The organism is Bradyrhizobium sp. CCGUVB14, assembly GCF_024199935.1.
In the GTDB taxonomy this organism is placed as follows: Bacteria; Pseudomonadota; Alphaproteobacteria; order Rhizobiales; family Xanthobacteraceae; genus Bradyrhizobium.
In genome coordinates, this window is record NZ_JANADS010000001.1 from 5580450 (window position 1) to 5605949 (window position 25500).

At 65.2% G+C, this 25500-nt stretch carries 28 protein-coding genes; 8 read left to right on the forward strand and 20 right to left on the reverse strand.

Annotation, left to right across the window (positions count from 1 at the left end; genetic code table 11):
• Nucleotides 1–54: 54 nt before the first annotated feature.
• A complete protein-coding gene (locus tag NLM32_RS26015; RefSeq protein ID WP_254131691.1) occupies nucleotides 55–2385 on the reverse strand; it encodes an ATP-binding protein in 2331 nt (776 codons plus the stop codon).
• A gap of 134 nt (nucleotides 2386–2519) precedes the next feature.
• On the opposite strand from NLM32_RS26015, the gene xth reads away from it, so the two are divergent.
• The gene (gene xth / locus NLM32_RS26020; RefSeq protein WP_254131692.1) at nucleotides 2520–3317 is read left to right on the forward strand and encodes an exodeoxyribonuclease III; all 798 of its coding nucleotides are present in this window, start codon (nucleotides 2520–2522) and stop codon (nucleotides 3315–3317) included.
• Between the two features lie 126 nt (nucleotides 3318–3443).
• Here xth and NLM32_RS26025 read toward each other — a convergent pair whose 3' ends face one another.
• From NLM32_RS26025 to NLM32_RS26035, 3 genes are all read right to left on the reverse strand, one after another.
• Nucleotides 3444–4268: a tetratricopeptide repeat protein gene (locus tag NLM32_RS26025; protein ID WP_254131693.1), complete on the reverse strand. Its 825-nt coding sequence runs from the start codon at nucleotides 4266–4268 to the stop codon at nucleotides 3444–3446.
• Nucleotides 4255–5979, reverse strand: coding sequence for a dihydroxy-acid dehydratase (gene ilvD, locus NLM32_RS26030; protein WP_254131694.1), 1725 nt, complete (start codon nucleotides 5977–5979; stop codon nucleotides 4255–4257). Before ilvD ends, NLM32_RS26025 begins: the two co-directional genes overlap by 14 nt.
• Nucleotides 5980–6356: 377 nt before the next feature.
• Nucleotides 6357–6713 carry a hypothetical protein gene (locus tag NLM32_RS26035; protein ID WP_254131695.1) on the reverse strand — a complete coding sequence of 119 codons (357 nt, stop codon included), beginning with the start codon at nucleotides 6711–6713 and terminating at the stop codon, nucleotides 6357–6359.
• A gap of 164 nt (nucleotides 6714–6877) precedes the next feature.
• On the opposite strand from NLM32_RS26035, the gene NLM32_RS26040 reads away from it, so the two are divergent.
• Nucleotides 6878–7156, forward strand: coding sequence for a metal/formaldehyde-sensitive transcriptional repressor (locus NLM32_RS26040; protein WP_063706516.1), 279 nt, complete (start codon nucleotides 6878–6880; stop codon nucleotides 7154–7156).
• 5 nt (nucleotides 7157–7161) lie between these two features.
• Nucleotides 7162–8229 (forward strand): nickel/cobalt efflux transporter, encoded by a 1068-nt coding sequence (locus NLM32_RS26045; RefSeq protein ID WP_254131696.1) that lies wholly within the window; start codon nucleotides 7162–7164, stop codon nucleotides 8227–8229.
• A gap of 12 nt (nucleotides 8230–8241) precedes the next feature.
• Here the strand turns inward: NLM32_RS26045 and NLM32_RS26050 are convergent, their stop codons facing one another.
• Nucleotides 8242–9114 carry a DUF1259 domain-containing protein gene (locus NLM32_RS26050; protein WP_254135425.1) on the reverse strand — a complete coding sequence of 291 codons (873 nt, stop codon included), beginning with the start codon at nucleotides 9112–9114 and terminating at the stop codon, nucleotides 8242–8244.
• Between the two features lie 490 nt (nucleotides 9115–9604).
• Here NLM32_RS26050 and NLM32_RS26055 point away from each other — a divergent pair, with 490 nt between their 5' ends.
• Entirely contained in the window at nucleotides 9605–10663 is a 1059-nt protein-coding gene (locus NLM32_RS26055) for a Cj0069 family protein (protein ID WP_254131697.1), read from the forward strand.
• Between the two features lie 25 nt (nucleotides 10664–10688).
• Here NLM32_RS26055 and NLM32_RS26060 read toward each other — a convergent pair whose 3' ends face one another.
• Nucleotides 10689–11090 (reverse strand): MerR family transcriptional regulator, encoded by a 402-nt coding sequence (locus NLM32_RS26060; protein ID WP_254131698.1) that lies wholly within the window; start codon nucleotides 11088–11090, stop codon nucleotides 10689–10691.
• A gap of 85 nt (nucleotides 11091–11175) precedes the next feature.
• Between NLM32_RS26060 and NLM32_RS26065 the strand changes: the two genes are divergently transcribed.
• Together NLM32_RS26065 and NLM32_RS26070 are read left to right on the forward strand one after the other, a co-directional pair.
• Complete coding sequence (locus tag NLM32_RS26065) at nucleotides 11176–11616, forward strand: hypothetical protein (RefSeq protein ID WP_254131699.1); 441 nt, start codon at nucleotides 11176–11178, stop codon at nucleotides 11614–11616.
• The gene (locus NLM32_RS26070; protein ID WP_254131700.1) at nucleotides 11616–11834 is read left to right on the forward strand and encodes a hypothetical protein; all 219 of its coding nucleotides are present in this window, start codon (nucleotides 11616–11618) and stop codon (nucleotides 11832–11834) included. Before NLM32_RS26065 ends, NLM32_RS26070 begins: the two co-directional genes overlap by 1 nt.
• On the opposite strand, the gene NLM32_RS26075 is transcribed toward NLM32_RS26070, so the two are convergent.
• The 10 genes from NLM32_RS26075 to NLM32_RS26120 form a co-directional block, all read right to left on the reverse strand.
• Nucleotides 11822–12616, reverse strand: coding sequence for a CbtA family protein (locus NLM32_RS26075; RefSeq protein WP_254131701.1), 795 nt, complete (start codon nucleotides 12614–12616; stop codon nucleotides 11822–11824). The two genes, NLM32_RS26070 and NLM32_RS26075, sit on opposite strands and share 13 nt — an antisense overlap.
• A gap of 10 nt (nucleotides 12617–12626) precedes the next feature.
• Nucleotides 12627–12836: a CbtB-domain containing protein gene (locus NLM32_RS26080; protein WP_254131702.1), complete on the reverse strand. Its 210-nt coding sequence runs from the start codon at nucleotides 12834–12836 to the stop codon at nucleotides 12627–12629.
• A gap of 3 nt (nucleotides 12837–12839) precedes the next feature.
• Nucleotides 12840–13163: a hypothetical protein gene (locus tag NLM32_RS26085; RefSeq protein WP_254131703.1), complete on the reverse strand. Its 324-nt coding sequence runs from the start codon at nucleotides 13161–13163 to the stop codon at nucleotides 12840–12842.
• A gap of 51 nt (nucleotides 13164–13214) precedes the next feature.
• Nucleotides 13215–13436, reverse strand: coding sequence for a hypothetical protein (locus NLM32_RS26090; protein WP_254131704.1), 222 nt, complete (start codon nucleotides 13434–13436; stop codon nucleotides 13215–13217).
• A gap of 83 nt (nucleotides 13437–13519) precedes the next feature.
• Complete coding sequence (locus NLM32_RS26095) at nucleotides 13520–13777, reverse strand: hypothetical protein (protein ID WP_254131705.1); 258 nt, start codon at nucleotides 13775–13777, stop codon at nucleotides 13520–13522.
• An 87-nt stretch (nucleotides 13778–13864) separates the two neighbouring features.
• A complete protein-coding gene (locus NLM32_RS26100; protein WP_254131706.1) occupies nucleotides 13865–14419 on the reverse strand; it encodes a cytochrome b in 555 nt (184 codons plus the stop codon).
• On the reverse strand, nucleotides 14419–15267 hold the full coding sequence (locus NLM32_RS26105; protein WP_254131707.1) for a fumarylacetoacetate hydrolase family protein: 849 nt from the start codon (nucleotides 15265–15267) through the stop codon (nucleotides 14419–14421). Before NLM32_RS26105 ends, NLM32_RS26100 begins: the two co-directional genes overlap by 1 nt.
• 25 nt (nucleotides 15268–15292) lie before the next feature.
• Entirely contained in the window at nucleotides 15293–16621 is a 1329-nt protein-coding gene (locus tag NLM32_RS26110) for an MFS transporter (RefSeq protein WP_254131708.1), read from the reverse strand.
• A 34-nt stretch (nucleotides 16622–16655) separates the two neighbouring features.
• Complete coding sequence (locus NLM32_RS26115; protein ID WP_254131709.1) at nucleotides 16656–18230, reverse strand: bifunctional 3-(3-hydroxy-phenyl)propionate/3-hydroxycinnamic acid hydroxylase; 1575 nt, start codon at nucleotides 18228–18230, stop codon at nucleotides 16656–16658.
• Nucleotides 18231–18270: 40 nt separating this feature from the next.
• Complete coding sequence (locus tag NLM32_RS26120; RefSeq protein WP_254131710.1) at nucleotides 18271–19167, reverse strand: VOC family protein; 897 nt, start codon at nucleotides 19165–19167, stop codon at nucleotides 18271–18273.
• 198 nt (nucleotides 19168–19365) lie between these two features.
• On the opposite strand from NLM32_RS26120, the gene NLM32_RS26125 reads away from it, so the two are divergent.
• A complete protein-coding gene (locus tag NLM32_RS26125; RefSeq protein WP_254131711.1) occupies nucleotides 19366–20085 on the forward strand; it encodes a GntR family transcriptional regulator in 720 nt (239 codons plus the stop codon).
• A 27-nt stretch (nucleotides 20086–20112) separates the two neighbouring features.
• Here NLM32_RS26125 and NLM32_RS26130 read toward each other — a convergent pair whose 3' ends face one another.
• From NLM32_RS26130 to NLM32_RS26140, 3 genes are all read right to left on the reverse strand, one after another.
• Nucleotides 20113–20325, reverse strand: coding sequence for a hypothetical protein (locus tag NLM32_RS26130; protein WP_254131712.1), 213 nt, complete (start codon nucleotides 20323–20325; stop codon nucleotides 20113–20115).
• A 225-nt stretch (nucleotides 20326–20550) separates the two neighbouring features.
• Nucleotides 20551–20727, reverse strand: coding sequence for a hypothetical protein (locus NLM32_RS26135; protein WP_254131713.1), 177 nt, complete (start codon nucleotides 20725–20727; stop codon nucleotides 20551–20553).
• Nucleotides 20728–20832: 105 nt separating this feature from the next.
• Nucleotides 20833–22569, reverse strand: a complete 1737-nt coding sequence (locus tag NLM32_RS26140) for an adenylate/guanylate cyclase domain-containing protein (RefSeq protein WP_254131714.1) — start codon at nucleotides 22567–22569, stop codon at nucleotides 20833–20835.
• Nucleotides 22570–22896: 327 nt separating this feature from the next.
• Between NLM32_RS26140 and NLM32_RS26145 the strand changes: the two genes are divergently transcribed.
• On the forward strand, nucleotides 22897–25083 hold the full coding sequence (locus NLM32_RS26145) for a lytic transglycosylase domain-containing protein (protein ID WP_254131715.1): 2187 nt from the start codon (nucleotides 22897–22899) through the stop codon (nucleotides 25081–25083).
• Between the two features lie 84 nt (nucleotides 25084–25167).
• Here the strand turns inward: NLM32_RS26145 and NLM32_RS26150 are convergent, their stop codons facing one another.
• A complete protein-coding gene (locus tag NLM32_RS26150) occupies nucleotides 25168–25470 on the reverse strand; it encodes a hypothetical protein (protein ID WP_254131716.1) in 303 nt (100 codons plus the stop codon).
• Nucleotides 25471–25500: the final 30 nt, after the last annotated feature.

A 25500-nucleotide genomic window follows, 5' to 3' on the forward strand; every position in this document is an offset into this window, starting at 1 on the left:
TGCCTGCGTCCGGCCAACCAGTCCGAAACGCATCTTCATGCACGCGGTTAACGCCTACGCCCCCGTCATCTGCCTTTCCTCGTCGGTCCACTCCACCTCATCAGGCATGAGCTCCGGCTGAAGCGGCGCGTCGTCCGTCATGACGTGGCCGTCCAGCGCGCGCAGAAGTGCCGCGGCCAGCGCGGGCTTCCGTAGCGGCTTCGCCAAAAAGTCCGACATGCCGGCCTCGCGGCAGATCTTGACGTCTTCGGGGAATGCGTTGGCCGTCAGTGCGATGATCGGCAGCGCCCCGAAGCGCCCGCCTTCCGCGCGGATCGCACGGGTCGCAGCAAGGCCATCCATCTCGGGCATGCGGACGTCCATCAGCACGATGTCGTAATCGCCTTCGGAGACGGCCGCGACAGCCTCGACGCCGTCGGCAACGACCCGGAGCTCGACCTCGAAGGCACCGAGCATCTTGCTCACGACCATGCGGTTGACGGCATCATCCTCGGCGACCAGCACCCTCAGCGGCCGGTCGAGGCTCGCAATGCGAGCCGCCAGATCGTCGGCTTCATCGCGGCCCGCGTCCTGACTGGAGGTCTGCGCCTGGCTCCACGGGAGCACCAGCGTGAAGCAGAAGGTCGAGCCCTCGCCCGGCGTCGAGGTGACGCCAATGGTGCCGCCCATCTGCTCGATGATGCGCCGGGAGATCGCGAGACCGAGGCCGGTGCCGCCGAAGCGGCGGCTGATCGAGGCATCGGCCTGGGCGAAGTCCGAGAACAGCTGCCCGAGCTTCTCGGGCGCAATGCCGATGCCGCTGTCGGTGACGGTCCATTCGACGGTCGCGAGCAGATCGCGGCGCGCCTGGCAGATGGCCTTGATCGTCACCTCGCCATGGTCGGTGAACTTCACCGCGTTGGAGGCGAGATTGAGCAACACCTGGCGGATGCGCGCGACGTCGCCGCGCAGTGTCGGCGGCAGGTTCGGATCCAGCTCGACCTTGACCGCAAGCCCCTTGCACTTGGCGCTCGCGCGCACCACGGTCGCGACCGTCTCGACCAGCGTCTGCGGCGCGAAGTCGATGGCCTCGAACGCGAAGCGCCCCGCTTCGAGCTTGGACAGATCGAGGATGTCGTTGAGGATGCGCTGGAGGTTGTCACCGGACTCGTGGATCGTCGTGACGGCCTCGCGCTGCTCCGGATCGAGTTTTGTTTCGAGCAGCATGCTGGCAAGTCCGAGCACGCCGTTCATGGGCGTGCGGATCTCGTGGCTCATCACGGCCAGGAAATCGGACTTGGCCCGGCTCTCGGCCTCGGCCTTTTCGGCGCGCCAGCGCTCGGTAACGTCGCGGCCGAAGCCGCGATAGCCCAAAAATTGCCCGTCGCGGTCATAGGACGGTTTCGCCGTCAGCGACCACAGCCGCGCCTCGCCGCCCGCAACCACCTTCAAATTCATCTCGTGCAGCGGCTCGGCGTGCTCCATCAGTCCGACGACGTTGTAGGCCGCCGCCTTGTCCTCGGGGCAGAGCATGTCGAGCACATCGGCGAACAGCGATCCCTTCAGCAGCGGAAGCGGCAATTGCGCGACGTCGGCGAAGCGTTGCGGCACGTCGGTGAGGTGTCCTCCCGCATCGGTCTGCCACAGCCAGTCGCTGGCGTTCTCCTGAAAATCCTTCAGCAGCAGCGAGATGATCTCGGTCTGGCGTTCGAGCTCGAGCTGGGCCTTGAGATTGCCGAGGAACAGATTGCCCTGCGAGACGATGTTGCGCGCCATGAAGAACGCGAACAGCAGCAGGAATACCGCAGTCAGGGCATACGGACCCGCACCGCACATCAGCATCGCGCCGGCGCAGGCGATCGTCATCGTCGCGAGATAGACGAGGCCCGCACGCGGGAAGGTCGAGAGCGTGAAGGCACCGCCGGACATCATGCCGACCATCAGGCAGGCCAGGATGAGCTGGCTGGTCGGCCCAACCCGGCTAAACAGAGCGAGCGGCAGCGTGCCCCAGATCGCCGCGAGGAAAAACGCTTGCCGCAGCATCTGCCGCGTCGCGCGTCGTGACGCTTCCTGCGGCGGATTCTGCTGCGCGCGCCACCACGCACGAACGGCGAGCGAGGCGGTGACGGCAAGGGTCATGCCCCAGATCGCGAGGAAGTCGTTCCAGCCCCTGCCCCAGAACAGGATCAGCACGATGGCGACGTTGAGCATGGTGACGGACATCGTCATCGGGACGGCTCGCGTCACTGCATCGATCTGCTTGGCGCGGATGCGACGCAGCTCGCGCTCGCTGAGACCCGCGGTGAGGCCGTCCTCGATCTCGAAGCCGCCGAGCCAATACAGGAACGCACCGATCAGGCCGTCTCGCGGCTCGCCTGGCTTCATGGATTTATCCGGCCATCCCATTTGAAAAACCTTTTCCGCATCAATGGCCCAGTGCCGGCTTAAGCCCGGTTAATTTTGTGGGAGATTTTGCGGCATCCTTGACGGGAAGGTTTGCATTTTGTTCTAACCATGGCCCCTGCCCGGAGCCCTCACCCATGCCCATCAGAGTAGCCACCTGGAACGTGAATTCGGTCCGGCAGCGGATCGATCTGCTGCTGACGTGGCTCAGGGAATGCCAGCCGGACATCGTCTGCCTGCAGGAGATCAAATGCGTCGATGACGCCTTCCCGCGGCTGGAGATCGAGGCGCTCGGCTACAACGTGGTGACCCACGGACAGAAGACGTTCAACGGCGTCGCGTTGCTCTCCAAGCTCAAATTCGACGAGACCAAGTCAGGGCTCGCCGGCGACGACGAGGACAGCCACGCCCGTTTCCTCGAGGGCGTGGTGACGCTCAAGCGCGGGGTGCTGCGCATCGCCTGCCTCTATCTGCCCAATGGCAATCCGGTCGGGACCGAGAAATATCCCTACAAGCTCAAATGGATGTCGCGGCTTCTTGAGTATTCGAAGGAGCGCCTTAAGACCGAGGAGCCGCTGATCCTCGCAGGCGACTTCAACGTCATTCCGCATGCCCGCGACGTCCACAATCCCGCCGCCTGGGCGGAGGACGCCCTGTTCAAGCCGGAGACGCGGGAGAGCTTCCAGTCCCTGCTCGGCCTCGGCCTGACCGACGCCCTGCGCGCCGTCACCGACGAGCCCGGGCTCTACACCTTCTGGGATTACCAGGCCGGGGCCTGGCAGAAGAACCAGGGCCTGCGCATCGACCATCTGCTGCTGTCGCCCCAGGCCAGCGACAAGCTCGCCAATGTCGGCATCGACAGCTATGTGCGGGCCTGGGAGAAGCCGTCGGACCACGTGCCGGTGTGGGCGGATCTGGATCTGGAGGCGGCGTAAGTCTTACGCCGCAACTGCCGTAGGGTGGGCAAAGCGAAGCGTGCCCACCACATGTTTCGATCATGAAGAGATCGTGGGCACGGCGCTTTGCGCCTTTGCCCACCCTACGGCAGCTCTGCTGCCGAACTACTCGCGGCGGCCCTGCACCCACTGCTCCAGCATCTGCAGGCACATGGCGCGGTCGTCGTCCGACGCCTTGGCGAAGGCGCGGTTGTAGTTTTCCTTGATCCAGGTCTCGTCGGTGCCGGCGCTGTCACGCGCGAGCGTCAGCCACATCAGGCCGCGCGCGGCCTGCCGCGGCAGGCGGTCGCCGTTGAACAGCATCTGTCCGAGCAGCGCCTGGGCCTCATGCTGGCCCTTCTGGGCGGCGAGGCCGAGCCAGCGCGCGCCGTAGCGGAAATCTTCGCGCGAAGCGTCCGGCGTCTTCAGATACAGCCGGGCGAGGTCGTACTGGGCGTCCGCATTGCCGAAATAGGAGGCGGCATAGGAAAACATCTCCCGTGCACGATCCGGGTCGGCCTTGATCTTCGAATTCGGGATGCCGCTCAGATAATAGCGGCCGAGCGCGACGAAGGCGTTGGCCACGACCTGCGCCTGCGGCGCCGACGGGCTGTCCTCGGCATGCGCGTTCGCGATCTTGGTGAAATAGTCGAAGGCGCGCACATCGTCCTGGGCGACGCCGTCGCCATTGGCGTACATGCGGCCGAGCTTCCACTGCGCGATCGGGTGACCGCCCTCGGCGGCATATTGCAGGGCGCTGAGCGAAGTTTCCTGGGGCGCGACCGGCGGCGCCGACTTGCGCACCGTTCCCGCAGCACCGGGCAAGGTGGTCACGACCGGGATGGTCGCATCCTTCTGGTTGACCGGCGCGCCGTCGAAAGCGAGCGCCGGCGCGGCCAGCGCGGTAGCCCCCAACACAAACGCAACAATGGTACGCCTAGATGTCCGCATAGCACTGCTTCTCGTGCGCGCCGCCCGGATGGGTCACTGCCCCCCCGACCGCTGGTCCAACCTGTTGGGCATATTTCCAGAGCGCGCCCGTCGTGTGGTTAGTCGCGCGAGCGCTCCATTTGGTTTTGCGCTGGGCGAGCTCGGCGTCGCTCAATTTTACGTTAAGAGTCCCGTTGTCGGCGTCGATCTCGATGATGTCGCCGTCCTCGAGCAGCCCGATCGGGCCGCCGACCGCAGCCTCAGGCCCGACATGGCCGATGCAGAAGCCGCGGGTGGCGCCGGAGAAGCGGCCGTCGGTGATGAGTGCGATCTTACCGCCCATGCCCTGGCCGGTCAGCGCCGCGGTGGTCTGGAGCATCTCCCGCATGCCGGGGCCGCCCTTGGGGCCCTCGTAGCGGATCACGATGACTTCGCCTTCCTTGTAGGTGCGCTTCTGGACCGCCTCGAAAGCATCCTCCTCGCGGTCGAAGCACCTGGCCGGACCGGTAAACTTGAGGTTGGACATTCCCGCGACTTTCACGATCGCACCTTCTGGCGCCAAATTGCCCTTCAGACCGACCACACCGCCTGTAACGGTGATGGGCTTGTCTGCCGGGTGCACCACGTCCTGGTGCGGATTCCACTTCACGCTTTTGAGGTTTTCGGCGATCGTTCGACCGGTGACCGTAATGCAGTCGCCGTGGAGAAATCCGTTGTCGAGCAGCGTCTTCATCAGAAGCGGTATGCCACCTACTTCAAACATGTCTTTGGCGACATAACGGCCACCCGGCTTCAAATCCGCGACATATGGTGTCTTTTTGAAGATTTCGGCGACGTCGGATAAGTCAAACTTAATGCCGCACTCATGCGCGATCGCCGGCAAGTGCAGTGCAGCATTGGTCGAACCGCCGGACGCAGCAACCACGGCCGCCGCATTCTCCAGCGCCTTGCGGGTGACGATGTCGCGCGGCCGGATATTCTGGGCGATCAGGTCCATGACCTTCTCGCCCGCAGTCATGCAGAAGGCATCGCGGATTTCATACGGTGCCGGAGCGCCGGCCGAGTAAGGCAGCGCGAGCCCAATGGCTTCCGAGACGGTCGCCATGGTGTTGGCCGTGAACTGGGCGCCGCAAGCGCCGGCCGAGGGGCACGCCACGCGCTCGATTTCGTCGAGATCCTCGTCCGACATGGCGCCGACCGAGTGCTTGCCGACGGCCTCGAACATGTCCTGCACGGTGACCTGTTGCCCGCGGAAATTGCCGGGCAGGATCGAGCCGCCGTAGATGAAGATCGAGGGCACGTTGAGGCGGACCATCGCCATCATCATGCCGGGCAGCGACTTGTCGCAGCCGGCAAGGCCGACCAGCGCGTCGTAGGCGTGACCGCGCACGGTCAGCTCGACGGAATCGGCGATGCATTCGCGCGACGGCAGCGAGGAACGCATGCCGTCATGGCCCATGGCGATGCCGTCGGTGACGGTGATGGTGCAGAATTCGCGGGGGGTGCCGCCGGCGGATGCGACGCCCTTCTTCACCGCCTGCGCCTGGCGCATCAGGGCGATGTTGCAGGGCGCGGCCTCGTTCCAGCACGAGGCGACGCCGACGAAGGGCTGGTGGATCTGATCGGTGGTCAGGCCCATGGCGTAGAAGTAGGACCGGTGGGGCGCACGCGCAGGGCCTTCCGTCACGTGACGGCTCGGCAGCCTCTGCTTGATGTTGGTCTTGGCGTCCATTGCGACCAGTTTCCTTGGCTAACCCTTGTCAGACCCGGAACATCAAACCCAAGATTTGAATCGACCTTGGGATTTCCCGCCGCCTGCAAGGGACCAGCCCAGCCCCTGAAACATTAGAGCGATTGTATTCATGTTCGGGTGTGGCCAAAAAGCGGCGCTGATGCGAACGACCGGTGATGAGGGTTAAATCCACCGTGAGTGTTGCGTTGACAGCACAATCGTTACCGGGAAGACACGGATTGGCCTACCGTGATACCCCCACGAAGATGACAATCCACAACCTTTGATTTCATGATTCGCAGAGCGCGACCGGTTTTGCGGTGACGACGCCGAGCTGCGACTGAGTCGCCCTCGCGGCGCAAGCAGCATTATGATTTTCAGAAACCGCAATCGCGATATTGCTTGCTCGCCAGCCGGAAATGCGAGCCGACCTCGACGAAATCGACATCGATGCATTGGTGTCCGTGGCGCACTTCGGTGAGGCCCTCGCAGCGGAGATATTCGATGTTGATGCGCCAGCGCTTCTCGGCCGGAGAATAGGTCGCGAAATCGTGCTGGGCGCTCGCCGGTCCCTTGCACATGCTGGCGATGTAGTGGCGGATTTCAGGAGGCAGGATGCCGATATGCTCCGGATTCCAGGGATCATCCTTGGACGGGGAGCTTCCCCTTGAGTCAGCCGGCAGGGCCGTCGTGAGCAGAAGCGAAACTCCGAGAACGAGTGCACGCATCAGCATGTTGGCCTCCTCCCGCGCGTGGTGGCCGCAGCCATACTAGTCCATTTCGAGCCGCGAACGGCGGACAAGTTGAGCCGCGGACCCATCTCCCCTTACCGGCAGCACCGATTGCGCTGCAGCGTAAGCACATTGACTCAGATAGGGTACCCCCCTATCTTATTGGGATGTCGCACACGATCAAGCACAAGTCGAAGCTCATCGGCCGGGTCCGGCGCATCAAGGGCCAGCTCGAGGCCGTCGAGCGCGCGCTGGAGTCGGAGATCGGCTGTGCCGACGTGCTGATGCTGGTGGCGTCGGTGAAGGGCGCGATCAGCGGTCTCACCACCGAGCTGCTGGAAGACCACATCCGCCACCATGTCGTGGATCCCGCGCATGAGAAGGATCCGGAGAAGGCCAAGGGCGCCGCCGACCTCATCGACGTCGTCCGAACCTATTTGAAGTGAATGCTATGACCGACCTGTCTCACCTGCTCCAGCAGAGCAGCGCGCACGCATGGCTGTTCGTGCCCAGCGCCATCCTGCTGGGGGCGCTGCATGGTCTCGAGCCCGGCCATTCCAAGACCATGATGGCTGCGTTCATCATCGCCGTGAGGGGCACCGTGCTCCAGGCCGTGCTGCTCGGCCTGTCGGCGACCATCTCCCATACCGCGATCGTCTGGGCGATCGCGCTCGCGGGGCTGTATTTCGGCCAGGAATTGTCGGGCGAACGCAGCGAGGCCTGGCTGCAAATGGCCTCCGCCATCATCATCATCGGCATTGCCGGCTGGATGGTCTGGCGCACCTGGCGGGAGCAGAACCACGCGCATGCGCACGACCATCATCATCACGACGAGGCGCAATCGATTTCCCTCGCCGGGTCGTCGCTCTCGCTGGACGTGTTCGAAGACGGCGTGCCGCCTCGCTGGCGGATCCGGAGCGAGAGCGGTGCGCTTCCCACGTCCGGCGACATCGCGGTGACCACTATCCGCGAGGACGGCTCAGAGCAGACCTTCACGTTTGCCGCCCGGGACGGATACCTCGAAAGCGTCGAGGAGATTCCCGAGCCGCATGCGTTCAAGGCGCGCGTCGCCTTGGCCGGCGAGTCCACCGAGCTCCTGTTCAGGGAGCACGATCACGACCACATGGATCTCGGCGACGAGGACGACGCGCACGCGCGCGCCCACGCCGCTGATATCCGCAAGCGCTTTGCCGGGCGCAGCGTGACGACGGCGCAGATCGTGCTGTTCGGCCTCACCGGCGGACTGATCCCCTGCCCCGCCGCGATCACGGTGCTGCTGCTCTGCATCCAGCTCAAGCAGTTCAGCCTCGGCTTTGTCCTGGTGCTGTCCTTCGGCATCGGGCTCGCGATCACGATGGTGTCGGCAGGCGTTCTCGCCGCGCTCAGCCTGCGGCATGTCGAACGACACTGGGGCGGCTTCAGCCGCTACGCCCACCGCGCGCCCTACGTCTCGGCGGCCTTGATCGTCTTCGTCGGCCTCTACACCGGCTGGACGGGCTTGCACGAACTGATGTTGTGACCATCGGCGAAATCAGCCTTTCGCGCTCGCCGTCTTGTCGAGCGCGGACCGCAGCCCCTTGGCGAGCTTGATCGCGTCATCATTGGCCCAGAAGTGCATGAAGAACAGCCGCGGCTGTTCATCCAGCATGTGGCTGTGCAATGCCGTCACCTCGATGCCGTTCGCGAGCAGCGCTGCGACCACCGGGTTCACCTCGTCACCCGATAGGACGAAGTCGCCGGTGATGGCAGCCTTGCCTCCGCCAGTTGGCTGGAAGTTGATGCCGCTCGCAACGCCCATCGCCCCGACGGGCGTGAGCGGCATGCTCTCCTGTGTGATCGGATCGCGACGCTTGACGGCGAATTGGTAGACGCCGCCATTGACCTGTCCCTTCGTGCCGATGATCTGGTCGAGCGCAGCGGTGTCGAGTTCGACGGCGGGCGGCGGGCTCGACGGTGCGGTAACGGTCAGGGGTGTCTTGCTTTCGGCGAGAGCGTCGTGGATCGCCGACGCCAGCTTGACCGGGTCGCCATGTCCCGCAACATGCATGTAGAACGTCGCCGGGCTCGCGCGCAGCAGATGGTTGTGCACGGCGGTGATCTCGAGACCGCTGGCGATCATCTTCGCCATTACGGGCGTGATCTCGGTCTCGAGCAGCACAAGGTCGCCCATGACCATGGCGCCGCCGTGGGCTGGCTTGAACGCCACCCAGCCGCCAAGCGCCAGCGCCGGCTTGATCGCGACCCCGTCCAGGGTCACGGCGAGATCGCTGCGCGGAAACCCGTATCGATGGACATCATCCGCGACCGCAGCCTTGCGGCCGAGGGTTTGGTCGATCGCTTGCCAATTGACCTCTTCGGCCTGGGCCGCCGAGACGAATGGCGCGGCAAGCGACACTGGTCCCATAACGGCGGCCAGCAAGAGAACGGCGTGACGGAGTTTTGGGAGTCGCATGGTCCTTCTCCTGGTGTCCCTGCCCCAGGGTCGAAGCCTTCCGACAGGCATCCAAATCACGCGCGTTGCCGCGCGCGAGCCGAATGAGCCAATCTGTCGAATGAAGACGGTGTGTGAAATGGACATGCTGCGCCCTTGGTGATCAGGACGCGATGCTTTGGCATGTCGCCTCGCGGGGAGACCGCATATCCCCGACGCCTCGACTAGAAGCCCGAGAGACCAGGCTGTCAACGCGGACGATCCGCGAGGTCTCGAAAAGTTTTCGTCGGTCCAATGGAACCAATTGTCGTGTGCCCTGCGCTCGCGCGATCTGCGGAAGCCGCATCGTCGCATCTTGCGGCTTCCGCACGATCCCGCATAGAATGCCGCGGTGGGGACAAGGCAGACTCCCCGTGAGACTTCGGTCCAAGTCTGCGCAGCACGCAATTCGTGGAGCTTGCGCATGGACACAACATCCCCTCACCGATATTCCATAGCTATTCTTTCACGAGGCGACGTAGGCGCGCGCCTCGACACAACGGCACATAACAGTCGTTTCGTCCGCGTCTTCGAAGCCCTCGCCGCCGCCGGCATCGCGGCACACCCGGCCATCTACGACGAAAGCTTCAGTGATGCGGTACGCGATCAGCTGCTTGCGGTCGACGGCGTGCTGGTCTGGGTCGATCCGATCCACCAGGGAAAGACGCGCGCGGAGCTGGACGCCTTGCTGCGCGACGTCGCAGCGCGCGGCCCGTGGGTCAGCGCGCATCCAGACGTCATCCTGAAGATGGGCGTCAAGGAGGTGCTCTACCGGACGCGCAATCTCGGTTGGGGCGCCGACACCCATCGCTACGACAGCGCGGCCGCCTTCGCAGCGGAATTTCCACCACGGCTGAGGGCCGACGGCCCGCGCGTGCTCAAGCAGAATCGCGGCAACGGCGGCCAGGGCGTGTGGAAGGTCGAGGCGCTACCAAACGCGACCCCGGCGGTTCGCGTGCTCCATGCGCTGCGCGGCAGCCATCCGGAGGACATGCCGCTCGATGCCTTCATCGCGCGATGCGAACCCTATTTCGGCTGGGGCGGCTGCATCATCGATCAGCCGTTTCAACCGCGCCTGCCCGACGGAATGATCCGCTGCTACATGAGCGGCGCCAGGGTCGCAGGCTTCGGCCATCAACTGATCAAGGCCTTGATCCCTCCACCACCGCAAGGACCGGATGCACCTGAGGCACAACCGGGGCCGCGCATCATGCACGGACCCGACGCACCATCATTCCAGGCGCTGCGGCGGCGGATGGAGGACGAATGGACGCCGCAGATGATGAAGCTGCTGGCCATCGACGAAGCATCGCTGCCGGTGATCTGGGACGCCGACTTCCTCTTCGGGCCACGCGACGCGGAAGGCGCCGACAGCTATGTTCTCTGCGAGATCAATGCGAGCTCGTGCTTCGCGATCCCCGATGAGGCGCCGGCGGCGATCGCACGGACGGTTCGCGAGCGATTGGTGGGCGCCGGGCGATAATTGCTCCGAAGCAAGCCGATCGCTTTCAAATGCAATTCACTTGGCCGGGCTGCAAGATCACGCAGTCCGGCGCGGTGCTGCCGCAGCATGTCGCTTCGCAGCCGCTGACCAGCGCGGCCATCGTCGCTTCCAGCGCGCGCAGCTCGGCGATCTCTGTGCGGATCGCACGGAGGTGCTCCTCCGCAAACGACTTGGTGTCGCTGCAGGGCAAGCGCCGCTGCACCGACGCGAGAATGTCGCGGATATCGTCGAGCGAGAAGTCGAGATCGCGGCAATGCCTGATCAGGCTGAGCGCCTTGACGTCTTCGCTCCCGTAGATGCGCTGGCCGCCCCGACGCGCGGGCGGCGTCAGCAGGCCGATGCTCTCGTAATAGCGGATGGTGGGGACGGAGACGCCGGCTGCTTTGGCGAGGACGCCAATTCTCATGGAAGCTCTCACATTTCGCTTGAACCTCAAGTGGCTTGAGGGCGTAGCGATCGAGTCCGCGACGCACAAGCATAAGGAGAATCACATGAGCGTTATTGGACCGTCCTGCAGCCTCCCCACCGAGACATCGCCGGGATGCGGCTGTGTGGCGAAGACAGCGCCGGGTGGCGGCAAGGCCGCAGGCACGGCGGTCGCAACGGCTGTCGTCGCAGCCGCGTGCACGGCATGCTGTGTGCTGCCCTTCACATTGCCCGCCGTCGTACTTGCAAGCGCGGGAAGCCTGATCGCCGCGCTCGACCATGCGCACGGGCTGATGACGAAGCTGTCGATCGCCGTCGTGCTCTGCGCCTGGGGCTGGATCGTGTGGCGATCACGAACCACCGGCTTGAAAACTCGCTTCGCAGTGCTGGCCACGATGTGCGCAGCCACCGTGCTGACCGCGACGGCCGCGCTGTGGCCGGTGATGGAGCCTGTCGTGTTCCATGCGCTCGGGGTCGCCAAGAAGCCGAAGCCGCCGGCGAGCTGATGGACGGTCTCACCATCTTCGGACTGCTCTCGGTCAGCGCCATGCTGCTGTTCTACGCGCTCGAGCCGCGCGGGCCGCACTATGTGCTGGCCTTCTCGGCGGCGTGCGCACTCAGCGCGGCTTACGGCTTTCTCCAGGGCGCCTGGCCGTTCGGCTTTGTCGAGACGGTCTGGACGGCGGTCGCGTTGCGGCGATGGCGCAAGCGTCAGACGCGCTGATCGAAACGCGCGAACACCGCGCTCGTCAGACCGCCGAGCAACGTCCAGAACACCAGGCTCGTCACCGTCACCGCGGTGACGAACTGATGCGTCAACGACGACGGCACGTTGGTCTCGATATTGGCGAGCTCCGGCGCGCCGATCAGGTGCGGCAGGGTCAGCAGGATCACGCCGGCGATCGCAGCCGGCACCGAGCGGCGGAAGACGATCATGGCGAGCCCGCCGGCCGTCGCGAGCACGGCGGCCAGCCACCAGATCTGGCGCGACAGCAGCGGTGCGGCGGGCACGCCCGGCAGCTCCGGCGGCAGGCCGAGGCCGGGCGCAAGCGTAAAGACGGCAAAGCCCGCCAGCCCCCAGAGCAGGCCTTCATGCCAGGAGACGCTCACGCCGGTCGCGCCACTGCGCACGGCGAAAAAGCCGGCCAGCAGCAGCGCGAAGCCGATCGCGGTCAGGATGTTGGCGGCGGCGGTATAGGCGTTGCGCTCAAAACCGTCGCGCGGCTCCCAGGCGCCGGCGCCATGGTCGTGGCCGCCAGCGGCATGATCATGGTCGGCGGCGCCATGGTCATGGTCGCCGTGATCGGGGGCGGCGTGGTCATGCCCGGCTGCCGCCGGCTGCGCCGTGGCCGGAGCGTCGTGCTGGTGCGTCTCCGCCGCCTTCTCGAAGACTTCCGCCTTCAGGATCAGGGGGACGGTGCCGAACTGCTGGACGACAGTGACGATGAGACCGACGATGAAACCTGAAATGACCGACGCGAAGACGATCGCGCGAAACGTGCTCATGCCACCCCGGTTAGTGGCAGGGGAACGCGTTCGAGTGACGCACGTCGTGGGCCGCGTTATGGACGACGTCGATGTGGGAGAAGCCGACCATGCCGACGACGAAGACGCCGAGCACCATGGCCATCACGGCCTGCGACAGCCGTCCCACCTGCCCGGCGGCGACCGGAAGCGCGGTCTGGGCGTTGGCGAGCTGGGCGGTCGTGAGCTGAGACGGGCTCATGGTCTATTCTCCATTGGCGATTTGCGGCTCTTCTAGCAGCTTCCGGGCGACGTCGCGACTGGTAAGATGCAGGCTTGTCCCAGGCAAAATGCCCTTGCGGGCGATCTTGGCGGAGGCTGCGGCCCGGAAGGCGGCCTCGGAGCGCCGGAAATAGCCGAGGCAGGCCTCGGGGGTCGGCTCGGTGCCCAGCAAGGTCCGGAAAGCGCCCCGGTGCACGGCGCAGATCGCGCCGTGGCCGGTGACGGGAAACACCAGCGAGGCGATGTCGTCGCGCCAATGGACCTCGTTGTTCAAGCTGTCGCGCGCCCCGTGAGCACCATCGGTCATCTCCCGGCGGCGACCCTACCACAGCAGTCGACGAATTCGGCCAGCTCGCAATCAGGCCGGCTCCCGTTCCGCGCGCGTCCTGATCATGGCGCGCTCGCCGGCATCGACGAGCTGGCCGATGCCGGTGCGGCCGGTCAGCGCACAGCGGATGATGTTTTCGGCGACCGACCTGCGGAAGCCGTGGTTCTCGCCATCGGGGCGATGGCGGCAGACCCGCTCCAGCGCCAGCTTCATGTTGATCCGTGTGCGGGTGTCGAAATGCTCGCTGATCATGCGCCCAGCCTCAATACGTTGTTACCCCGCCACTGAACGCCCGGGAATCGGCAGGGTTCCAAACACGCAACCAAGGTGGCGGCTCAAGTCCGCCCGCGCGGGCGCTGGGCCTGCACCCACGCCGCCGTCACCTCATGCGGGGGAACGTCGACGCGTTTGATCGGCAACAGCTGCCCGGACGCCGAGACGATCGCGGTCTCCTCGCGGCGGCAGCGCGGGCAGACGAAGCGGACCTCGTGCGGTTGCGCCGACCAGCTCGCACGTTTGACATTGGCCGCCATCGGCCAGGCCTCGCATTGCGAGCACGACACCAGAAACCGGCCAGGATCGAGCATACCCATTCCATAGGACTCCGTTCCTGCCCGCTCCTTCCAATGATTATCGGGGGTCAATCGTTCCGGTGGCGGAGCACCGTCAGCGGTTTGGCTCTAGCGGTTCCCCGATCGCGGCCACATCCGCGCCAGCGTTCCATCGCGCATCACCAGCGCATGCCAGAAGGTCGCCGCGATGTGCAGGGCCACGACGGCATAGACGGCATAGGCCAGCGTGTCGTGCGCGACCTCGCCGGCGTGGGCGATCTGCGGGCTGTCGGCCACCAGACGCGGCCAGCTGAACGTCCAGAAGTATTTCAGCGAATAGCCGCCCGCCGAGGAGAACGCGTAGCCGGTCAGCGGCATCGCGAACAGGATGAGGTAGAGCGCGACATGATTGATCCGCGCGGCGAACCGCACCAGCGCACCGAATGACGACGGCTCGGGCGGCACCCTGGTCGCCGCGCGCACCATCAGCCGCAGCACCGACAGGAACAGCAGCGTCATGCCGAGCGATTTGTGCACCTCCAGAAGCTCACGGCGCGGCGAGGTGCCCGGCGGCTGGAGCCCGCAATAGAACCCGATCAGCATGGCGATGATGAAGAGCACCGCTGTTGCCCAGTGAATCCGGCGCAGCAGCGGCGCATAGGCCGTCGTCTCGTGAGAGGGCATCAGGCTTCGTCGGCAATCCCGTTGCGCAACAGGCCGACCTTGTCGATCTCGACCTCGACGACATCGCCCGCCTTCATCCAGAGCGGCGGGGTGCGCCTGGAACCGACGCCGCCCGGCGTGCCGGTGGCGATGACGTCGCCGGGCTCGAGCCGGGTGAACTGCGAGCAATAGTCGATCTGACGCGGGATATCGAAGATCATCTGGTCGATCGTGGTGTCCTGCACCACCTCGCCGTTGAGCCGGGTCTGCAAGCGCAGCGGGCCGACATCGCCGACCTCGTCGGGCGTGACCAGATAAGGGCCGAAGCCGCCGGTCGCGGGAAAATTCTTGCCCGGCGTGAACTGATGGGTGTGGCGCTGATAGTCGCGGACGCTGCCCTCGTTGTAGCAGGCATAGCCGGCGATATGCCCCCAGGCTTCGCTGCGGGAAATGTAGCGGCCGGGCTTGCCGATCACGACGGCGAGCTCGCCCTCGAAATCGAGATGGGTCGAAACCTTCGGGCGGATGATGTCGGCGAGATGACCGGTCTGACTGTTGGCGAAGCGGCCGAACACGGTGGGGTTCTCGACCTCCGTGCGGCCGGTCTCCTTGCGATGGTTCTCGTAGTTCAGCCCGATGCAGAGGATCTTGTCCGGGTTCGGGATCACCGGCAGGAATGTGATCTTCGACAGCGGATGGCGCTTGGCGCCGGCGGCGGATTTCGCGGCCTCAGCCAGCGCGCCGGCTGCGATCGCCGATTTCAGGTCGGGGTAGCGACCCCTGAGAACAGCGCCGAGATCGGCCACGCTGTCGCCCTCCACCAGGCCCCATGAGGCGGCGTTGTCGATGGTAAAGCTTGCGAATTTCATGTGGTGTCCTTGGCGTTTGGGCCGATCAGATCGACGTGGCAGGAAGGATGGTAGCTGAAGATGACCGCGAGGAGGTCTTCGCAAAACGCGCGATGGTCCGCTCAGGGAAGATGAGTGCGAATGCGGCAACCGCGCCGACGATGAGGATGCCGGCGGTGAACGTCATGGCATGCGCATAGCCGAGCGCGCTGTTGCTGCCCGCCTCGCCGACGATCCACCCCGTGAGCGCATTCGAGAACAGCGCGGACGCCGCATTGCCCGAATAGATCACGACGATCAACCGGCCGCGCTGGGCCGCGGGCGCCACGGCGCCAAGCGCCACCGGACCGAAGATCGTGGTCAGGCTGGGCGCCGCGAAGGCGATCGCCACGCAGACGAGCTGCAGCGCGCCCGACGTCACGATACTGAGCAGCAGCGCCGAGCCCGCGACGAGCAGTGCCAATCCCGAGGCATTGCCGAGGCAGGCACGCAGGCTCCAGCCCCGGCGCTGAAGGGCTTGCGTAATCCAGGAGCCGCTGAGCAACAGCGGCGACTGGAAGATGTAGATGGCCGAAATGATCCAGCCGACATCGGTCGGCTTGTAGCCGAGCCCGAGCTGGAGAAATGGCGGCAGCCAGGTCGCGGAGATGCCGACGATCCAGTACGACATGGTCGACATGATGATGACGCCGATCACCGTCGGATCACACCACAGGAGTCGCGCCGGCACGTTTGGCGCAGCTGCCGGCGCGTCCTGGCCGGCGGCGGTCGCGGCGTAAGGTCCTTCCGCGCCGATGATGCTCCAGGCAACCATCCAGACGATGCCGAGCAGGCCGCAGACCAGAAAGCCGGTGCGCCAGCCGTAATTGATGATCACATAAGTCAACAATGGACCGCCGGCCAGAAGTCCGACGCTGATGCCCTGGAGCACCACCGCACTCGGGACGCTGCGCTTGTCGGCCGGAAACCAGTTGTAGCAGGCATGCAATGCCGTCGGCAGGCCCGGCCCCTCGCCCGCGCCGAGAAGAATGCGGCACACGACCAGCACCATGACGGAGCTCGAGAAGAACACCGGAAGCTGCGTCGCCGACCAGATGGCGGCGAGCAGCATCAAGATCCACTTTGCCGGGAAACGGCCGACGACGAACAGTCCGACCGCCATGCCCGAGAGCGAGAACAGCAGAAAGAAGCTGCTGCCAATCAGGCCGAACTCCTTCGGGCTGAGCGACAGCTCCTTCATCATCGGCACCGCCGAGAGACCGAACACAAGCTTGTCGAAGAAATTGATCGTCTGGAACAGAAACAGCATGATGAGGACGGCGTAGGCGCGCGCAGGCACCGCAGGTCCCGTCGTCAGGCTCGACGATGATGGCATGATTTCCCCCTGTTGAATTTTGTCTTTGTCTTGTTCATTGCAGCCGCGCCCTCAGACCGGACAACATCGCCGCGAGCGCGGCTTCGTCGGCCGCAACGCCGTAGACGTAATGATCGGGGCGCACGATCGCGGCCGCGCAGGCATGCCGTGCGAACCAGCTCGCCACCACGCCGCTCTCCTCCCGCAGCACGTCCGGGCCGGCATCGTGATCCGCCTCAGCGATGCCGATCACGCGCAAGCCTGTTTCCGCCGCGCGGGTCGCGATCGCAGGCGAATGCGCCAACGCGCTATCGCCCCTGAGCACGAGCCGCCATCCGGCACCGCAGGCAGCGTCGAGCAATTGCCGGCCGCTCGCGGTCAGCACCCACGGCTGCGGAAACAGCGTCCCGTTGGCAGCATGCGGCAGCTCGGCGCGCAGGCCACAGCTGAGCGGCGGCACGATCTCCTGACGGGTGATGGTCCGCGGCGCACCTCCGCCTTCAGCGAGGATGCGGGCATCGCGTGCCGCGGCTGCGTCCGGATCGCGCTCGCAGATGACATGACCGATCGCCTTGATGCGCGTCGTCAGCTCGCGGACATGCGCACTGCGTTCCTCCTGGTAGGTGTCGAGCAGCGCCGCGCCGGACTCTCCGCGCAAGACGCGCGCGAGCTTCCAGGCCAGATTGGCGACGTCGCGAATGCCCTGGCACATGCCCTGGCCGATGAAGGGCGGCTGCTGGTGGGCGGCATCTCCGGCGAGGAAGACGCGCTCTTCGCGCCATTTGCTGGCGACGAGGGCATGAAAGCGATAGCTCGCCGCCCGCCACAGCGTTGCATCGTCGGGCGTCAGCCAGCGCGCAAGGAGCCGCCAGACCTGCTCGGGCTGCTCCATCGCGCGCGGATCCTCGCCCGGCAGCAGCATGATCTCGAAACGCCGATGCGAGCCAGGTCCGACGATGTAGGTGGTCGGCCGTGCCGGATCGCAGAACTGAGCCGCCGTGCGCGGCAGTTTTGCAAGACCCGCCGCGTTGACGTTGAGGTCGATCACGAGCCAAGGCTCATCGAACACCAGATCGTCGAAGCCGATCCCGAACCGCCGGCGGACCGTGCTCGATGCGCCGTCGCAGGCAATCACGTAGTCTGCCGTGACGTTCCGAGCGCCCTGGTCGCCGCGGAGCTCGAGCGTCACGCCGTTCGGCGCCTGTTCGAGCCGGCGGAGCTCGGTGCCGAGTTCGACGACCACCGACGGAAGCGAGCGCGCATGCGCGCGCAGGATTTCCTCGACCGGCGGCTGGGTGAACACCATGGTCGGCGTATAGCCAAGCGGATAAGGCTCGCTGACCATGTCGATGCGGCGGATCAGCTGGCCGCGCGCGCCGAAATGTTCGGAGGCCGGAAACGGCGCAATGTACGGACCCAGCTGCCCGACAATTCCGAGATTGTCGAACAGCCGCAGGATCTCGTGATCGATCGCGATGGCGCGCGGCTTGTCGTGGACGGCGCGGTCCCGGTCCACGGCCAGCGTGCGGATCCCTTGCGCACCCAGCAGGCTGGCGGCGACGGCGCCTGACGGACCGAAGCCCACGACAGCGACCTCAAACTCGTTCGCGTGGTTCGAACCGGATACCAAGCTCTGCACATCCCGTGTGAGTGTTGATCAGGTGCCGCGCTCAAGGCGCGGCGTAGCGAACCGACAATTGCGCCGCCTTGACGTGCTCGGCCTTCGGCGGAGCGATGCCCCATTGATCGGTGCGGCCGGGCGGCCAGACCCAATGATCGGGGCCCCGCACGACGTAGCTGTCGTCGACCTGGAGCACCTCGGCGGTGTATTCGATCACGGTCCCGACCGGATCGATGAAATAGGAAAACACGTTGTCACCGGGCCCGTGGCGACCGACGCCCCAGGCAATCGGAAAGCCGGCATCGATCATCCGCCCCGAGCCGCGCATCACCGCCTCCAGGCTCGGCATCAGGAAGGCAACGTGGTTGAGTCCGTTGACCCCTGCCGCGGCGATCACGACGGCATGGTGATCGCTGTTGCAGCGGACGAACGCCATCGCCTTCGAACGGTCCGTCAGCCGAAATCCGAGCGCGCGCTCGTAGAAGGCAGCGGAGCGATCGACATCGGTGCTGTTGAGATTGACGTGGGCGAGCCGCTCCGGCCGGTCGCCTTGCTGCGGCCCCGGCGCGTGACCGATATCGCCGTGAACGAAACGAAGGATGCCACCTTCCGGTGCGCGAATGGTCATCGCCACGCCGCCATCGGGCGCAGCGTTGGGCGCCGGCCCGGAAAGCAGCCGGGCGCCTTCGGCAACCGTTCTGTCGGCAATGGACGCAAGATCGTCGGGGCTTGCGACGCGAAAGGTCACCGCGCCGAGTTCAGGCTGCTCGCTTTGGTAGAGCGCAACGACGTGGTGATCGCGGCCGGTTGCGCGCAGATAGACGATGCCGTCCACGCGCGCGACGAGCGCAAGGCCCCAGACGTCGCAATAGAATTTTACGGAGCGGTCGAGGTCCGGCGTGCCGAGCTCGACGCTGCGCAGCACTGTCACCGGAAACCGGGCCATGAACGCACTCCTTCGTCAGGCCACTGTCCGGGCTGACCGGGTGTGGCTTTCTTGATCGCGGCCGCACCTTCACGACCGTCCCGCTCCTTTTATTACACAAAATCGATATCGCAACATAAATTTATACATTTTATGGAATCGTGATCGGATGTATATGATGATGGACCGCGAGCTGAGCGAACAACGGAGACTTGAGCGGTGGAATTGACTGCAACGGCCTCCCTGTCCGCTCCATCGACGCAAGCGAGCCATGTCTACGACCGGCTGCGCGAGGACTTGTTGTCCGGACGCCTTGCGCCGTCGCGCAAGCTGCAAATGCGATTTCTGATGGAGACCTATCAGACCGGCCAAACGCCGCTGCGCGAGGCGCTCAACCGGCTGACCGCCGACGGACTGGTCGAGGTCCGCGAGCAGCGCGGCTTCTACGTCAAGGACGTCAGCCGCGCCGAGCTTGCCGAGCTGACCAAGACGCGCTGCTGGGTCGAGGCTCTTGCGCTGCGTGAATCGATGGCGGCGTCCACGCCCCAGTGGGAGGAGCAACTGGTGCTGGCGCAGCATCGGCTGAGCCGCGTGCCGCGATCGCTGAGCGCCACGGAGTTCGAGGACAATTCCGAATGGGAGCGGCTGCACCGCATCTACCATCGGACCCTGATCGGTCAGTGTGGCTCGCAATCCCTCATCGCGTTCTGCGGTCAGCTTGCCGACCAGCTTTACCGTTACCGGCGACTGTCGATCAGCAAGGCCTTTCCCTCCCGCCATGTCGGTGACGAGCATGCGGCAATCGTGGATGCGGTGCTGAGCGGCGATTCCGATCTGGCGGTGACGCTGTTGACGGCTCACTATCGGCGAACCGCCGACGTCATCCTCCAGGACGAGGCTATTTTCCCGGAATTGCGGCGCGAAGCCGCCCGCGGCTGACGGAGGCCGCGGCTTCGGGCCTTGCCTTCAGTGCGCGCCCTTGAGCGTGCAGGAGGTGGTGCAGGTGACGGTATTGCCGTGGTCGCACGCCTTGCAGGCGGCAACGCACTGGTTCATGTCGCGGGGATTGTAGGAGCTGTAATTCCGCAGCGCGCAGACCGGGGTCGAGCCCGTGACGTCCTGTTCCGGGTTGCAGGCTGCCGTCAGAAGCGCAAACAAGATGACCGCAAACAGACGCATGGGACGTCACCATCGGACGAGCTACGTACGCGGGTAACGTTGCATGGCAACCTTGCCCCAAGCATTCCCATCTGCATTCCCATCGCCAGGCAACGCAACGCGTCGTTCCCCGGTTCCCATCGAGGATGCGTCTCAATTGTTAAGAACGGCTTGCGATCGCGCACGATCCTGCCAACGCAGAGATACCGCGTCGTGCCTCTTTGCGATTGGAACCGTTAGACCAATTCAAGCGGCAGCCTTGGTCGCGATCACATGGCGCATGTCCACCGCGAGCTGACGGTACTGCTCCCCGAGCTTCAGGTAGAACTCGCGCTTGTTGCTGTCGGTGGCGAGCTTGGCAATCAGCTCGCATTCGGCGGTGAGAGTTTCAAACCGCTCCAGCCTGTCCTCAAGTTCTGTCATTGGCGTATCCCCATTAAACGCCTCAAGGACAGCTAACCTAAGCCCGGGCATTACGTCACGGCGAACATCGTTATAGAGTAGAACGAATTATTCGCGGACGGCCGGCTATTTGCTTTCCATTCGCCAGGCGCCGTCCCAATCGGCGGCTGGCGGGTTCGCCTCGAACTGCGCAATGCGGGCCAGCATGGTGCGCGACGGGCCATCACCAGGGGCATGCTCCAGCGCCGCGTTGAACGCGACGCGTGCGTCCTCGAAGCGGCACGCGCGATAGGCGGCAAGGCCTTCGGCATAGTGCGCGCGCAAGCTTTCCTGCGGCTCGGCCAGCCCACCCGGCCGTCCCATCACCTCGAACACCGGTTGCGGCACGCTCTGCCCGACCACCGCGAGACAATCGATCTCGCGCAATTCGAGCCGCGCTCCGATCACCTCGGCGGTCGCCTGCGAGATCAGGATGCGGGTACCGTAGACCTTGTTGACGGCCTCGAGGCGCGAGGCGAGGTTCACCGCGTCGCCCATCACGGTAAAGCTCATCATCAGCTCGGAGCCGATGCTGCCGGTCAGGACCTCGCCGGTGGCAATGCCAATGCGCAGATCGCACGGCACCGGCATGGCGCGGATGCCGAGCAGATCCGGCAATTGCTTCTGCAGCGCGGGCACCTGGTCGGCCATGTCGATGGCGGACAGGCCCGCGAGCAGCGCCTGCTCGTCTTCCTCGACAAAGGGCGGGCCCCAATAGGACATGATGGCGTCGCCGATATATTTGTCGATCACGCCGCGGTTGTTCCGGATCGGCGCGGACATCACCGTGAAATAGTGGTTCATCACCTTGACGAGGCCGCGCGGGGTCATGCCCTCGCTCATCGAGGTGAAGCCGCTCATGTCGGAGAACATGATGGTCATCACCCGGCGCTGGCCGTCGATGGCGATCTCCGGCCGCTCGATCAGGCCCTGCACCACCTTCGGATCGATGTAGCGGCCGAAGGTTTCGCGGATGCGCTCGTTGTTGCGCAACTGCTCGATCATGCGGTTGAAGGCGGCCGCGAGCTCGCCGATCTCATCCTGGGTCGAGACGGTGATGTTCTTGTCGAAGCGCCCTGCCTCGACCTCGCGGGCTCCGGCCAGCAGCAACCGCACCGGACGGGTGATGCCGCTGGAGACCAGCAGCGCGAAGGCAAATCCGACCACCGCCGCGAGGATGGTGACGATGCCGGAGATGATAATCGCCTTCCGCTGGTGGCCGACCACGGTCGACGTCGAGGCATAGACCTGCTTGAGCATGTCGGCACGAATGCCGTCGATCCTCTGGTTGAACTGGTCGCGCAGCGCGTCGAGTTGCTCCAGCGTGCCGCGCGCCTCCGGCATCTGCTTGGCATCGATCTGCTTGAGCAGTTTTGCGTGCGCCTCGCTCATGCCATGGCGCAGCTCTGAGACGGCGGTCTCGATACGGGTGTCGATCCGCGCCAGTGCGGCATTGTCCGAGGGCGTCCTGGTATCGTCGATGATTGCGTTGATGAGCTTGCGCGCGGCCGAGGTCTCCTCCTCGATCCTGCGGTCGGCTTCCTCGAACTCTTTCAGCCGAGCAGCGTACGCCTCCTCATCCGGAGCTTCCTGCATCTTCATCATGACCATCCGCCGCAGCGCCACCGACCGCTCCAGCGAGCGGATGTTGGCCCGCGCGAGATCGCCATAGGCCGGGATGTAGCGATTGGTCAGCTCGTCCAGGAGAACGCCGACCTGGCTCGACATCACCATCGACAGGATCGAGGTGATCAGCATCAGGACGATCAATCCGAGGGCGATGCCGACGATCTTGCGCCGGATCGACTGGTTGAAGAGCGGCATGAGGTGCGGGCAAAGGCTGAGATGAAGGATCTGTGGAACTCAATACACCGGATTTCGGCCCGGGAACACGCGCAATCGGGCCATTCGCGGCGCCAAGAGCCGCCAGCGACCGTCGCGCGAGGCCCATTCGTTAACAAAGGTTAAAAAGGCCCTGCTCTATCCCCCGTCGCAGAGGTTCCCGCGCTCCATCCGTATTTTGCCGCATTGTTGCGACAGCGTGAGGAATACGAAACGATGCTGAGTCATCGTTTGGGGGTCGTCTTTGATTCTCGAGCCGCATGTCGTCGCGGACTTTGGTTTGTACTGGTTTCGCAGGGGGACCACGCAATGAACCAGTGCCTACGCTCGCTCGCGTGTGTCGTTGCCGTGGCCGCCTTCGCCCTCCTTCCCACCGAGCTGACGGCAAAGAGCAGTCATAAATCATCCGCGTCGAAGAAGACGCATGAGGCCAAATCCGGCGGCAAGCCGCGGCATGCAGCAAGCGGCAAACACGGCAAACACGCCGAGGCCAAGCGCAGATCGAAGAAGCAGGACGACGAGCCCGCGGACAAGCCCGCGCCGCCTGCGCTGACCGGCGACCTCGCCGCGCTGAAAGACGCCTTCGACCTCGCGCGCAAGGGCAAGACCGATGATGCGAGCGCGGCCCGCGACCGCATTGCCGATCCCGCCGGGCAAAAGCTCGCCGACTGGTTCATGCTGCGCCATTCCGAGAGCACGGCACCTTTCAAGCGCTACGCGGCCTTCCTCGCCGCCAATCCGGATTGGCCGAGCGCGGCACTGCTGCGCCGGCGCGCCGAGGCGCGGCTGTGGCAGGAGAAGAGCGACGCGGCGACCGTGCACGCCTTCACGATGGACCGGCCGACCAGCGCCAAGGGCAACTTCGCGCTGGCGCGCGTGCTGCTCACCGAGGGCGACAGCGACCGGGCAACGCGTCTGGTGCGCGAGGCCTGGCGCTCGGAGGAGCTGTCCGAACGTAGCGAGGAGGATTCCTACACAGCGTTCCGCGATCTTCTCACCGCTGAGGATCATCGCGCCCGCATGGACAAGCGGCTCGGCGCAAAGGACTACGCCGGCGCAAGGCGCGCGGCCAAGCGGCTCGGCGAAGACTCGCTCGCGATCGTCAAGGCCTGTGCCGCGGTTAACGGCAAGGAGAACAAGGCCAAGGACTATCTCGACGACGTGTCGGCGGATGCCCGTCGCGATCTCGGCTATGTCCTTTGCCGTGCACAGTGGCATATCCAGAAGGACCGCATCGACGATGCGGCCGAATTGATCCTCGCTGCGGCACCCGACACCATGGCGGCGCAGGATACCGATGCCTGGTGGCGCGAGCGCCGCCTGCTGGCGCGAAAACTGCTCGACCAGGGCAAATTCAAGACGGCGTATGACGTGGTGCGCGCGGCCGTGGTGCCCGCGATGGAGGTCTATCGCGTCGACTATCACTTCATGTGCGGCTGGATTGCGCTGCGCTATCTCGACGATCCCAAGACCGCGATGATGCACTTTGCGGCCATCGACGAGGGCTCGCCCAATCCGCTCGCGCTATCGCGCGCTCATTACTGGCGCGGGCGCGCAGCCGAGGCCATGGGTGCCACAGCCGACGCGCGCATGAGCTACACGGCCGCCGCGCGCTATCCGACCGCCTATTACGGCCAGCTTGCCCGCACGCGACTTGGCCTCGAGGGGCTAGAGCTGCGAGCCCCCTCACCCGTGCTGGCCTCCGCCGACACGCCGGCCGCGGACGAGCGCGTGCGCGCCGCCGACATGCTGTACGGCGTCGGCGAGCGCGACACGGTCTATTACTACGCCGAGGATTTCGCCAAGGAAGTTACCGACGTCCCGGCGCTCGAAGCGCTCGGGGAACTCGCCGGCCGACGCAACGACGCGCGCGTCATGCTTGAGGTCGGCAAGTCGGCGCTGGCGCGCGGGCTCGCGCTCGACCACTACGCCTTCCCGACCATCGGCATTCCCGAACACAAGCAGGTCGCGCCCGCGATCGAGACCAGCGTGATCTATTCGGTCGCCCGCACCGAGAGCTCGTTCAACCAGCGCGACAAGTCGGCCGCCAATGCGGTCGGCTTGATGCAGGTCACGCCGGAAGCCGGTCGCGACACGGCAAAGCGCTTCGGCCTGACCTATGACTGGGACAGAATGGTCTCCGATCCCGTCTACAACACGCAGATGGGCGCAGCCGAGCTCAGCGCACTGCTGTCGGAATATCGCGGCAATCAGATCATGACCTTCGCCGGCTACAATGCCGGCCGCGGCCGGGTGCGCGAATGGGTGCAGGCGCACGGCGACCCCAGAGACCCCAAGATCGATCCGGTCGACTGGGTCGAACGCATCCCGCTATCGGAGACGCGCAATTACGTCCAGCGCGTGATGGAGAACGTCCTGGTGTACCGCGCCCGCTTCGAGCCCAGCGGCATGCTGGCCGGCAAGGATGTCCAGCGTGTCACGGCACAAGACGTGAATGCGGCTCCGACGGCATCGGCCGCAGCCCCCGCGCCCTAGGCCCGCACCGCCGGGGCTGGAACGCGGCGCAAGGGCTGGACGGGTGACTGCGGCCGACGGTTCTGCGCAGCCGGCATCGTGGGGTTAGCCGTCACCTCCTTCCATGGTCAGAAGGTCGTGCGCGCGCAGATAGACCTCAGTCAGCGAGCGCGAGAGCGCGCTCATCTGCATCATCAAGCTCCAGGCCGAAATGGCCGTGAGCACCGATATCGCCTCGAGCGAACCGCGGTAGGGAGCGAATATCCCCATGGTTGCCTGCTGCCGGTAGCAGTCATAGTCGCAATAGCGCGCCTGCATCGACGCATGCCGGAGATAACTCGCGCCCAGCGGCCGGGCGCAGGCGCTACAAGCGGCGCCCGGGCGAGGTGTTTCCTGGTTGACGAGCATGAATCTCAAAATCGTGTCCTCTGTTGCCGC